The 11,397-nt window shown below is 58.7% G+C and carries 11 protein-coding genes; 7 read left to right on the top strand and 4 right to left on the bottom strand.

Annotation, left to right across the window (positions count from 1 at the left end; all coding sequences use genetic code 11):
- The first annotated feature begins 35 nt into the window (after positions 1-35).
- From A6764_RS21975 to A6764_RS21960, 4 genes are all read left to right on the top strand, one after another.
- Complete coding sequence (locus A6764_RS21975) at positions 36-944, top strand: hypothetical protein (RefSeq protein ID WP_255309813.1); 909 nt, start codon at positions 36-38, stop codon at positions 942-944.
- A 332-nt stretch (positions 945-1,276) separates the two neighbouring features.
- Positions 1,277-1,972, top strand: a complete 696-nt coding sequence (locus A6764_RS21970; protein ID WP_029100883.1) for a response regulator transcription factor — start codon at positions 1,277-1,279, stop codon at positions 1,970-1,972.
- Positions 1,972-3,423 carry a sensor histidine kinase gene (locus A6764_RS21965; RefSeq protein WP_029100884.1) on the top strand — a complete coding sequence of 484 codons (1,452 nt, stop codon included), beginning with the start codon at positions 1,972-1,974 and terminating at the stop codon, positions 3,421-3,423. Before A6764_RS21970 ends, A6764_RS21965 begins: the two co-directional genes overlap by 1 nt.
- Positions 3,424-3,576: 153 nt before the next feature.
- Positions 3,577-3,972 (top strand): hypothetical protein, encoded by a 396-nt coding sequence (locus tag A6764_RS21960; RefSeq protein ID WP_081656638.1) that lies wholly within the window; start codon positions 3,577-3,579, stop codon positions 3,970-3,972.
- A 198-nt stretch (positions 3,973-4,170) separates the two neighbouring features.
- On the opposite strand, the gene A6764_RS21955 is transcribed toward A6764_RS21960, so the two are convergent.
- Positions 4,171-5,373 (bottom strand): hypothetical protein, encoded by a 1,203-nt coding sequence (locus A6764_RS21955; RefSeq protein WP_065068320.1) that lies wholly within the window; start codon positions 5,371-5,373, stop codon positions 4,171-4,173.
- Between the two features lie 153 nt (positions 5,374-5,526).
- Here A6764_RS21955 and A6764_RS21950 point away from each other — a divergent pair, with 153 nt between their 5' ends.
- From A6764_RS21950 to A6764_RS21940, 3 genes are all read left to right on the top strand, one after another.
- A complete protein-coding gene (locus A6764_RS21950) occupies positions 5,527-7,002 on the top strand; it encodes an alanine/glycine:cation symporter family protein (protein ID WP_065068319.1) in 1,476 nt (491 codons plus the stop codon).
- A gap of 167 nt (positions 7,003-7,169) precedes the next feature.
- Positions 7,170-7,841 carry a LytTR family DNA-binding domain-containing protein gene (locus tag A6764_RS21945; RefSeq protein ID WP_029100886.1) on the top strand — a complete coding sequence of 224 codons (672 nt, stop codon included), beginning with the start codon at positions 7,170-7,172 and terminating at the stop codon, positions 7,839-7,841.
- 267 nt (positions 7,842-8,108) lie between these two features.
- Positions 8,109-9,626, top strand: a complete 1,518-nt coding sequence (locus tag A6764_RS21940) for a succinyl-CoA:acetate CoA-transferase ScpC (RefSeq protein WP_044900053.1) — start codon at positions 8,109-8,111, stop codon at positions 9,624-9,626.
- Positions 9,627-9,829: 203 nt separating this feature from the next.
- Here the strand turns inward: A6764_RS21940 and A6764_RS21935 are convergent, their stop codons facing one another.
- The 3 genes from A6764_RS21935 to A6764_RS21925 all read right to left on the bottom strand — a co-directional run bounded on the left by A6764_RS21935 (position 9,830) and on the right by A6764_RS21925 (position 11,359).
- The gene (locus A6764_RS21935; RefSeq protein WP_141669815.1) at positions 9,830-10,015 is read right to left on the bottom strand and encodes a hypothetical protein; all 186 of its coding nucleotides are present in this window, start codon (positions 10,013-10,015) and stop codon (positions 9,830-9,832) included.
- Between the two features lie 117 nt (positions 10,016-10,132).
- Positions 10,133-10,915, bottom strand: a complete 783-nt coding sequence (locus A6764_RS21930) for a pirin family protein (RefSeq protein WP_035299156.1) — start codon at positions 10,913-10,915, stop codon at positions 10,133-10,135.
- 57 nt (positions 10,916-10,972) lie between these two features.
- Positions 10,973-11,359 (bottom strand): DoxX family protein, encoded by a 387-nt coding sequence (locus A6764_RS21925; protein ID WP_065068318.1) that lies wholly within the window; start codon positions 11,357-11,359, stop codon positions 10,973-10,975.
- Positions 11,360-11,397: the final 38 nt, after the last annotated feature.

Raw genomic sequence — 11,397 nt, 5'->3', positions numbered from 1 at the left:
ATAATATAATGAATCCAATAACAGGAAAATGGGGGATGAACATGCGGTTGTTGGATTCGTATGTGGAGCTGGGGGTTGCAGGCATGGCCCGTGCCGGGAAAACGTCATGGTTTTACGGTCACGTTGGCGCCGCGCTGCTGGCCGGGTACTTCATGAATCAGGAGCACGAACTGCCGGAGCATGTGAAAGAGGGGATCGAGCGGACGTGTGAATCGTTTCGCCGCCAGCATCCGGAGTGGTTTGCGCCGCCGGAGCCGGAAGAAGCCGATCCGGTACTGCTGAGGCGGGTCATCAAAGGCCTTGAGAACAATGTGAAACAGCTTCGAACCTCCGGCCACGGCCTGGCCTTGGGCGTGCTGGCGCTGAAGGCGCTGCGCCAGCGGCCGAATCTGATCACGCCTCAAATTGTGGACGGGCTGGCCGCAATGTTGGAGGGAACGACACAAGACAGACCGAACCGGTACTGGGGAATCGACAATTATTTTGAAGTGACGGCAGCAGACGTCCCGGACATTCCGGCATACCAGGACACGCTGGACATGACGAGGCGGACGTACGGCGAGCTGCATACGGTGGTACCGGGGCGCGTCATCGACGGAGTCATGTACCATCTGGCCGGCGAGACCATTCACAGCATCACCCACGCGCAGGCATTGATCGACCTGGAGCGCTTCGGATACGACGATCTGGTTTCAGCCGGCATGGCCAACCATCGCATCCAGATGCACCTGAACCGCCAAATCCCAGACTTCGTGCTGGAGGATGAGGTGAAGGAGCCGGCCTTCGTCTCCCTCTACGATCCGCAGTATTGGGCGAAAACGTATTCTGACCCGCATGCGCTGAAATTTCCCTACGCTGCGCTCGACCTCCTGAAACGTCTCCCGGAAGCGGAACGGGCTGAAGCGGAGCGGAATGCCTGCAAACTGCTGACGATCATACCATAACGGGAATGGCTGTCTCTCGGTAAAGGGAGGCAGCTTTCTTTTGCCCCTTAACGGTGAAACGACAGAGACACGGCAAGAGCGCCGCCTCAAGGCGCGGCCCCGCAAATGACAATGATTCCCCCGTCTTTACAGGTCCACATTCATCCCCATCTGTGTTACCATAAGAAAAGCTTTTACTGCAGGCTTCTCGAAGAAGCAGGTTCTTCTTCAGCGGAAGCTTGTTCTTGTTGTTTCCGATTATGATCACTACACGGTTATGTTCGCTGAAACACATGTGACACCTTGGGGCTGCCTCCAAAAAAGTACCGATGAGAGAAGGGGGGTTGTTGGCTATGAGCCATACAAAGGTTTTGGTAGCCGATGACGATCCAAACGTATGCGAAATCATTCGCCTGTACTTTGCGAAGCAGCAGATTGACCTGGTGGTCGCCAGCGACGGCAGGCAAGCGCTGGAGCTGGTGGAAAAAGAATCTCCGGACATGATTATTCTCGACGTGATGATGCCGCAGATGGACGGCTTTGAGGCGTGCCGCGAAATCCGCAAAAGATGGGACACGCCGATCATCATGCTTACGGCGAAGGACGAAGAGTTTGACCGCGTGCTCGGTTTGGAGCTTGGGGCCGACGATTATGTGACGAAACCGTTCAGTCCGCGTGAACTGGTGGCCCGGATTCGGGCCATCCTCAGGAGAATGCAGCCAAGGGAAAAGGCGGAGGAGGACGCGGCGCGCCTGCTCACGTTTGATCAGCTGTCCATCGATTTGGACAAACGGGAAGTGATCGCAGCCGGCGAAAAAATCAGCTTTCGCCCGAAGGAGTTTGACCTGCTTGTCCATCTGGCGAAATCGCCGGGCAGCGTCTTTTCGCGTGAGCAATTGCTGGAACAAATCTGGGGTTTTGACTATTTTGGCGACATCCGCACGATCGACGTGCACATCAAGAAGATCAGGCAGCGGCTGAACAAGCTCCCCTACGAGTGCATTCACACGGTGTGGGGAATCGGCTACAAATTCGAGGTGGGCGAGTAATGCTGGGGATGTCGAAAAGCATCTTCCGCCGCCTGTTGTTCAGCTTTCTGGCCACCGTGCTGATCGGATTGGGCATCTCCGGTCTGCTGATCTCCTTTTTCGCCAAGGAATACTTTTACGATGCCAAGGAACAGGAACTGCTGCGCCAGGCGAAAAAAGTAAACGCGCAGATTCACGACAGCAGCCGGATCAATGGACGTCTGCTGGAAAAGCTGCGCAATCTGGACGAAACGTACGACGTGCGCATCTGGCTGTTTGACCGCGACGGCAAGATTGTCGCCACCTCGATGAAAGACGAAGTGTTTACCGGAAAATCGGTGGCGATGTCGATCGCCAACAAGGTGCTGAACGGGCAGAACGCGGTGACGGAGTTGAAGATCGATGGCATGGAGGACCCAATGCTCTCCGTCGCCATTCCCTGGGGAGAGGGAGAGGAGATCTACGGGGGAATCATTCTGCACGCCCCGATCGAAGGCATCGAGCGCACCTTTGCCCAGATGCGGGAAACCATCCTCTGGGCCACCCTGTTCGGCGTCGTGCTGTCCACAGCGATGGTCTCCTATCTCTCGTGGTCGATCTCCCGGCCGCTGCAAAAAATCGAGCGCACGGCGACGGAAATTGGCCGGGGCAACTACGCCGAGCGGGTCAAGGTGGACACGGCAGACGAAATCAGCGACCTCGCGCAGACGATTAACACGCTGGCGGAAAAACTGGAGCGGGTGGAGCAGGAACGGCACCACCTGGAGCAGGTGCGCAACGATTTTCTCGCCAACGTGTCGCATGAGCTGCGGACGCCGCTGACGGCGATCCAGGGCTTTTTGGAAGCGCTGCAGGACGGCCTGGTGGAAGAGGAGGAAGCGCGGCAAAAGTACTACGCCGTGATGTACTCGGAGACGATGCAGATCAACCGCCTGGTGGACGACCTGATGGATTTGATGAAGCTGGAGAACAACGAGGTGACCCTGGCCAGATTCCCGGTGGACGTCGCCGAGGTGATCAACAAGACGGCGTTCGCCTTCCGCCCCGAAGCGGCGGAGAAAGGGCTGGAGATCGTGGTGGAACTGGCGGACGCCCTGCCGAAGATTTACGCCGATAAGGACCGTGTCGCCCAAATCGTCAAAAACCTGGTCAAAAACGCAGTGAAGTTTACCGACGAGGGGACCATCCGCATCACGGCGGAAGCGGAGGGAGAGTGGGTGAGGATGTCCGTCGCGGACACGGGCATCGGCATCGCCGCTGACGACCTCCCGCGCATTTGGGAACGGTTTTTCAAGGTGGATCGCGGACGTTCCAAGAAAAACAAAGGAACGGGGTTGGGGCTGGCGATCGTCAAAGAGCTGGTCGAACTGCACGACGGAAACATCACCGTGGAAAGCGAGCCGGGCTTGGGTACCACGTTTACCGTCTGGCTGCCGACCGTGGAAAAGTACCGTCAGGCACAAGCGCAGTAACGGCGTCGAAGCGGTTCGGGACGGTCATCATTTTTTCATAGTTTGTTCATGGTTTTTTCCCACTTCGCTCACGGAATGGCTATCTTTTCCCGTTACGCTATAAGTGTGACGGCGAGATCGTCATGAACCTTGAAACGAAAGGGGAGAATGAACATGAAGAAAACATGGGTATCCCTGGCCGCTGTTGCCGTACTGCTGTCCGGCAGCCTGGTAGCATGCTCCAACGGATCGGGCACGCCGGAACCGGCAACGCAGCAGGACGGCGGAAGCGCCACGACTCCGGGGACCTCTACACCGACGGAAAACCAATCGACCGACAGCTCGGTTTCTCAAGATCAATCGAACGCGAATGCAGGTGCAGCTGACTCGAATGCCGGTACGTCCGACGCCTCGACGGGTGCTTCTGACTCTACCGGCAAGGCAGGTCAAAGCACGGACGCCTCTTCCGGCAGCGGAAGCACCGGCTCCACCGATTCGAGTTCGACAGGTTCCGCCGGAACGAACAACGGCGGCACCGATCAATCTACTTCCGATTCCGCCAAGAACTAACGGCGAGACATTCGGTCATAGGCGAGCAACACCACTCTTTCCCCGCATCCCTCCATGTATCAATAAATTTCAGGACGGTTTTTACCGTCCTTTTTTGTTTTGGTGTCGAAACGCATCCCCTTCCGGCCCGGGACAACGGCCGGAACGCGGCTGAACAGCGAATGGGAGCGAGCGGCTGGGCAGGCTGGAGCCGATGGTTTACTTGACGTGATCCAGCACGCTTTTGATCACGGCCGGGGAGTCCTGCCGCACATTCAGGTTGTAATGCGTGCGGACGGCTTGATAAACGGCGTTGACCGCCCGGCTGCTGCGCGTTTTCCGGTAATCGGCCACAAGTTGGGCGAATCGGGGGTGGTGGATCAGGTCGCGGCTCCAGTCCCACACCCGGGGCTTCAGGGCGTCCGCGCGAGCGGCTTTCAACATCTGTTCAAAGCGCGGCGTGACGTACCGGGCAATCTTTTTACTGGCGTCGTAATAGGCGGGATGGTCGTACACCGTGTACGGGGACATCGGCTGGCCGTTGACGTACATCAAATCGCTCATGCGAACCGGCACCATGCCGGGCTTCAGCTTCACCTGGTAATACTCCCAGCCGTTCGCCGTCTTTTTGCCCGGCAGGATCAGCGTCAGAAAATCAAACAAACGCTTGTACGGATACTCTTCAAACACGTCTTTCGGCCCCGGCGTCATCTGCAGGCGGTTCTGGGGGTAGACGTATCCATCGGGGGCAACGTCAAAACCAGGCAGTCCGATCTCGACGGCCCAGCGAACGGGGATGTCCTGGGAATCCTTCAGATCGATGCCTCCGTGATACGGCCGAACGTCCTTGAACATCCGGTACAAGACCGTCGCCACAAAATACTTGCTGGCGGCGCCGTCGTCGATTTCCTCCGGTTTGACGTACCCGGCGTTGATCAGGGCCTGCAGCCGTGCCTGCAGGTTGATTTCCCCGCGCTCCCTGTGTAGACGCATGCCTTCTTCCGTAAACAGTTCCGTGGCGGCGACGCGCCGGTCCATCTCGGCCGGGTCGTATCCTGCGGGGTAGACGGGCGGGAGAACGCCGATCCAGTTGTACACATCCAGGAGAAAGCCCTTTTTGGACGTGAGGAACGTGAGGTTTTCCCAATAGATCGCCTTTTCGCTGATGTAGCCGCCCGCCTGATCGGACAGGTAGCTGTCCAGCCGGTGTTTGGCCACCAGTTCCGCAGGCTGCGGATTTTCGATCGTCACCATCTCCGTATTGAGAAACAGCACCTTCTCCGGATGGGGCGGCAGTTGGTAGGTAAGCCGGAAGCCGGCCGATTGGGAGGCCGCCTTCGCTTCGCCCGGGGCGATTCCCTGGACGGCGCCGAACACGAGGCTGCATGCGAGGAGAGCGGTTGAGAGGGAGGATCTGTTCATCCGATATTCAGTCCTTTCGTCATCGTCGTATCCGTTATGACGATTCAGTGGCTGGAAAGGTTTCGGATGGCGCCGCAAAGGATTCCGAGTTGTATGAACAGACAAAATATTTTATAATTGCACAAAATTGGATGATTCCGGAAGGGGGGCATTTTGTTGGAAGCATTCATCCGTTGGGTAAACGACATCATTTGGAGTCCTGCGCTGATTTACCTGTGTCTGGGGACAGGGTTGTTTTACTCGTTGGCGACCCGGTTCCTGCAGGTGAGGCACCTGAAAGACATGGTCAAGCACATGTTTGAAGGGAAGCGTTCCGAGGCAGGGGTATCTTCTTTCCAAGCCTTGTCGCTCGCGCTGTCCGGCCGTGTCGGGACGGGCAACATCGCCGGCGTGGCGACCGCGATCGCCGCAGGAGGACCGGGTTCGGTCTTCTGGATGTGGCTGATCGCCTTTTTGGGGGCCGGTTCGGCGTTCGTCGAAGCAGCCTTGGGGCAGGTGTACAAAACCAAACAAGACGGCCAGTTTCGCGGCGGCCCTGCCTATTACATCGAAAAAGGGCTGAAGCTGAAATGGTACGCCGTCTTGTTTGCGGTTGTGACCGTCATTGCGACGGGAGTGCTGCTGCCGGGCGTACAGGCCAACAGCATCGCGGCGGGGATCGAAAACGCCTTTGGAATCCATCCCGCCATTACCGGAATTGCCTTGGCGGTGATTTTGGCCTCGATCATCTTCGGCGGTGTCAAGCGGATTGCCAATGTTGCGCAGGTGGTCGTGCCGTTCATGGCGCTGGGCTATATTTTGGTGGCCCTGATTATCGTCTTTTTGAACATTTCCCAGTTGCCCGGCGTACTGGCGCTGATTTTTACAAGCGCATTTGGTCTGGACGCAGCCTTCGGGGGCATTCTCGGCGCCGCCATCTCCTGGGGCGTGAAGCGGGGGATTTATTCCAACGAAGCGGGGCAGGGGACCGCGCCGCATGCCGCCTCCGCGGCGGAAGTGTCCCATCCCGCCAAGCAGGGGCTGGTTCAGGCGTTCTCCATCTACGTGGATACCTTGTTTGTCTGTTCCGCGACCGCTTTCATGATTTTGATCACCGGCATGTACAACGTAAAGCCGGACGGAGCGGCCCCCATTGTGAACAACCTGGGCGACGTCGAACCGGGGCCGATTTTTACCCAGCAGGCCGTCGAGACGGTGTTTCCCGGCTTTGGCGCTCCGTTTGTCGCCATCGCGCTCCTGTTCTTCGCCTTTACCACGATCATGGCCTACTACTACATGGCGGAGACCAATCTGGCCTATCTGAACCGCTACGTGAAGCGGACCTGGTCGGAGTATGCCTTGAAGATCGTCATCCTGGGGGTGGTCTTCTACGGGAGCGTGAAGACGGCGAGTCTGGCCTGGACCTTGGGGGACATCGGCGTCGGCAGCATGGCGTGGCTCAACATCATCGCCATGTTGCTGCTCACCAAGCCGGCGCTGGCCGTGTTAAAGGACTATGAACGCCAGAAGAAAGAGGGAAAAGACCCGGTATTCGATCCGGTCAAGCTGGGCATAGCCGACGCCGATTTCTGGGAGAAGGAATACCAGTACCCGGGCGTGCCGGAACCGTCCAGAAGAAAAACGTCGTAATCGCGGAAAGACCTCGGACTGCACAAGCAACGCCGAGGTCTTTTTCCGTTGTCTCCCCAACTCGGGATCGGCGCCGCAGGTGGAAAAGAGCGGGGATTTGTCCGAAGCGGGCGAAAATGTGTTTTAATAAAAGTGTACTTCCATTTTTCATGGCAGAGGGATGAAACATGGAGAAAACACTGGTTCCCGAAGTGCTGCAGATGATCGGTGAAGTGATCCCGGAGGGCGTGTCGATCGCCATTTCGGATGATTCCCGCTACATTTACTATCAGCCCAGCGCCAGCATCGACCTGAAAATCAAACCGGGCGACGCGGTGCGGGAAGGATCGGCGACGTACAGAGCGCTGACCGCTCGCCGGAAGGTGGCGCAATACGTGGAAAGCCGGGTGTTCGGCGTCCCCTATTACGGGGTCTCCCTGCCGCTTGTGCGCGGCGGCCGGCTCGAGGGCTGCGTCACCGCGATATACCCCCGGGTGTTGATGCCGCATATGGCTCCGCAGCCGGCGCCGACCGTGCTGACCGGCAAGACGGAAGACGGCTGGCTGCCTGTCCACGTGTCCGAGATCGTGTTTATTCGTTCACACGAGGGCAAAACGCTGCTGCACACGGCAAACGGCTCGTACGTCAACCGGTACAGCCTGACCGAGCTGGAGCGGATGCTGCCGCCTGAGCGGTTCGTGCGCTGCCATCGGGCCTATCTGGTCAATATCGAAGCGGTTGGCTTCATCCACCCGCATTTTCATTCCACGTTTATGCTGGAGATGAAAGACAAGCAGCGGACCCGCGTCCCGGTCAGCCAGTCGTACGCCAGCCATTTCCGTCAAAGGCTCGGTTTTTGAGGGACGTGCGGTCCCGTCTGTGCGGCTGCTGGCCGAGCGGTCTCGCGTCTTTGCCTGTTTTCGGTTTTGGCCCGGCGTCGTCGCGTCCCTGCCTGCCTGGCTTCTGATCGGTTGAGCCTTGGGCCCGGTTTTGGCGGTTCCGACGTTCAGGGGTGTTTTTTCTGGCCTGCCGCCGAATTTTCTGGCTTGTGGGAAATCGAGTGCTCGCTCAGTTTGAATGTGCTACTGTGGTACCAAACAGACGAACGAAAATGGCAGGTGGGTAACATGGTATGGGAGCGCTTACGCGACAATCGCCTTCGGGGCAAAATCGTGCAGGCAGAGGAAGCGGCAAGCTGGATTGAGGACGGCATGACCCTCGGGCTGAGCGGGTTTACGCGGGCCGGCGACGCCAAAGTCGTTCCGGTCGCCTTGGCAGAACGGGCCAAGCGGGATGGACGGCCGTTTACCGTCAACGTCTACACGGGGGCATCCCTGGGCTCCGGCGTGGACGCGGTGATGGCGGAAGCGGGAATTGTTGGCAAGCGGCTGCCGTTTCAGGTGGATCCGGTGATGCGCCAAAAGATCAACGAGGGAGAACTGCTGTTTGTGGATCAGCATTTGTCCCATACGGCGGAATTGATACGCGCGGGAGTGCTGGACCCGATTGACTACGCGATTGTGGAAGCGGTTGCAGTGACGGAAGACGGGATGATCATTCCGTCGACCTCTGTGGGCAACTCCAACGTCTTCGTGGAGCATGCCAAGCACGTCATCATCGAGCTGAACATGGCACAGCCGCTCGCGCTGGAAGGCATCCACGACATCTACACGCCAGGCCGGCAGGGGGAACGCTCGCCGATCCCGCTGACCTCGGTCGAACAGCGGATCGGGCAAAAGGGCATTCCGGTCGACCCGGACAAAGTGAAGGGCATCGTCATCACCGAACAGTGGGATTCCCCGTCCACGATCGTCGAGCCGGATGAGGAAACGGCGGTGATGGCCGGCCACTTGATCGAGTTTTTGCGTCATGAAGTGAAAAAAGGGCGGATGCCGCAAAACCTGATGCCGTTGCAGTCCGGCATCGGCTCGGTCGCCAACGCGGTGTTCAACGGATTTTTGGAGTCGGAGTTTTCCGATTTGACTGTGTATTCCGAGGTGCTGCAGGACGCTGTGTTTGATCTGATCGACGCGGGCAAGGTGTCGTTTGCGTCCGGCTGTTCGATCACCCTGACGGCGGAGAAAATGAAGCAGGTGGTGGCCAACTTCCCCGCATACCGCGACAAGCTGGTGCTGCGGCCGCAGGAGATCAGCAACCATCCCGAGGTGATCCGCCGTCTGGGGCTCATTTCCATCAACACCGCCCTGGAGTTTGACATCTACGGCAACGTCAACTCGACCAACGTCCTGGGGACGCGCATGATGAACGGCATCGGCGGTTCCGGCGACTTTGCCCGCAATGCCCGCCTGGGGATTTTCGTCACCAAGTCGGTGGCCAAGGGCGGCAAGATCTCCAGCATCGTCCCGTTTGTGTCCCACGTGGACCACACGGAGCACGACGTCGATATCGTCGTCACGGAGCAGGGCTTGGCCGACCTGCGCGGTCTGGCGCCGCGCGAACGGGCCCGGCTGATCATCGAGAACTGCGCTCACCCGCTCTATCGTGACCAACTGCGTGACTACTTCCGGGAAGCGCTGACGCGCGGCGGCCATACGCCGCATGTGCTGGAAAAAGCGTTCTCCTGGCACACGCGGCTCGCCCAGGAAGGCACGATGCTCGAAAAGAAAACGGTCTCCTCCCGCTGACGGGAGAGACCGTTTTTTCGTTTCGAGCTTGGCCCATTCAGCAGGGCCCAAGCGGTGGTTACGCCCGTTTGGCCGCTGCCACGGCGCGGTCGCTGAACGCTTTCAGGTAATCGAGTATGTTCTTTCGCGGGAAAACGGGGAAATTCCTGCCGGACAACCGGGATGAATGAGGGGGAAAACCGTAAAGAGGAGGAGGAAACGCGTCACTTTTTCTTATCAAACAAACGTTTAACGAGGATGGGGGCAAACATGAGAAGAACCGGAACCCAAACCAGGACGTTGTCGAAGATGACCTTCCATACGTTCAGCAAGCTGCGGCCCCCTTTCCGCGGTCGGTGATTTCCGAAGAGACGGCGACAGCACAGAAGTGTCGGCACCCATTTCTTCATTCGAGCCCCTTCTGGAAAATCCTTCCGAAACGACGGCCGATCAGCCAGCGGAGGAGGTGCGGACATGAAAACGAGGCCGTCACTTTCTGCGTGACGGCCTCGCTTTTGCCGCTGCGATTATTTGCGATACAGCGGGTACTCCACCTCGGCAGGGACGCGGATGGCGACGAGGCGCAGCGATTCACCCGGATCGGCATGGAATTCGACCGATTCCGTCCCGTCTGTCGTGACGACGGCGAAGTCGCCTGTCTCCAGGGAGGCGTTGGACGACGGGCCGCCGTCCGCCTGCCGCTGCGGCCGGGCGGTGCCCCGGCCGCTCACCACCACGGCCGCCAGAGCGTATCCGTCCGGGAGCGAATGGGACCAGGATTGCCCCGCTGCGATGTCAATGTCGACCATTTCCGCGTCGGTCACGAGGCGGATCGGCGCTTGCGGGCCGACCACCCGTTTGATCCGGACGCCGCCCGCTTCCTCCACGGGAAACTGTTCATGGTCGTACTGGTTGTACGTGGGCGCTTCCTTGACGGCGCGGGCCAGATGCGGTTCAAACCAGATCTGAAACATCTCGGTGCCCGCTGCCAGCTCTTCCGCGTGATAGACGCCCGAGCCGGTCTGCATCACCTGCGCGCCCCCGGTCGAGACCTGCTGCAGGTTGCCGAGCGTATCGCGATGCCCCACCGTGCCCGTCAAGACGTACGAGATGATTTCAAAACCGGAGTGGGGATGCAGCGGAATCTCAAAGGTGGCCAGCGATTTGGCCCAGGCCCAGTAAAACAGCGGTCCGACGCGTTTGACGGCCGAGTGTTCGTGCGGAAAGCCGATCGGTTTGTTCTCCACGATCTCGCCGCTGCCGAAATGGCCTTTGCCTTGTTCGTTTTGCGAATAAACAGCGATGTGCATGTGCGGTTCCTCCTTCAACTCAGGGATGCTGTCCGGGAGCGCCCATTCTCTGTGCGATCAGAACAGGACGTAAGCGCCGGGGCCGATCAGGGCCACGCCGATCGCCACCGCAATCAGCACCAGGTTGTATTCGTATCCGTTTTGCGTCGCCCAGTAGCCGTTGGCGCCGTGGACTTTGACGATCGCCACCAGCATGGTCAGGGCGATCAACAGTGCGCCGACCCACGTGCCGACACCGGCGGCAAACAGCAGGCCGCCCACCAGCTCACCCAGGCCGGCCAACAGCGCCATGGTAACGCCCGGCTTCAAGCCGATGGACTCCAACCATCCGCCGGTTCCTTTCAAGCCGTAGCCCCCGAACCAGCCAAACAGTTTTTGGGCGCCGTGCCCCACGAACGTAAATCCCACGACCAGGCGAATGATCAACAAACCAAGATCCATCATGATGTTCATCTCTCCTTCATATATTTTTAATTTCAGTT

The sequence above is a fragment of the Brevibacillus sp. WF146 genome (assembly GCF_001673705.2).
GTDB classification, from domain to species: domain Bacteria; phylum Bacillota; class Bacilli; order Brevibacillales; family Brevibacillaceae; genus Brevibacillus; species Brevibacillus thermoruber.
The sequence above is the reverse complement of the archived record's forward strand: the minus strand, read 5'-3'. Positions and strand labels throughout refer to the sequence as shown.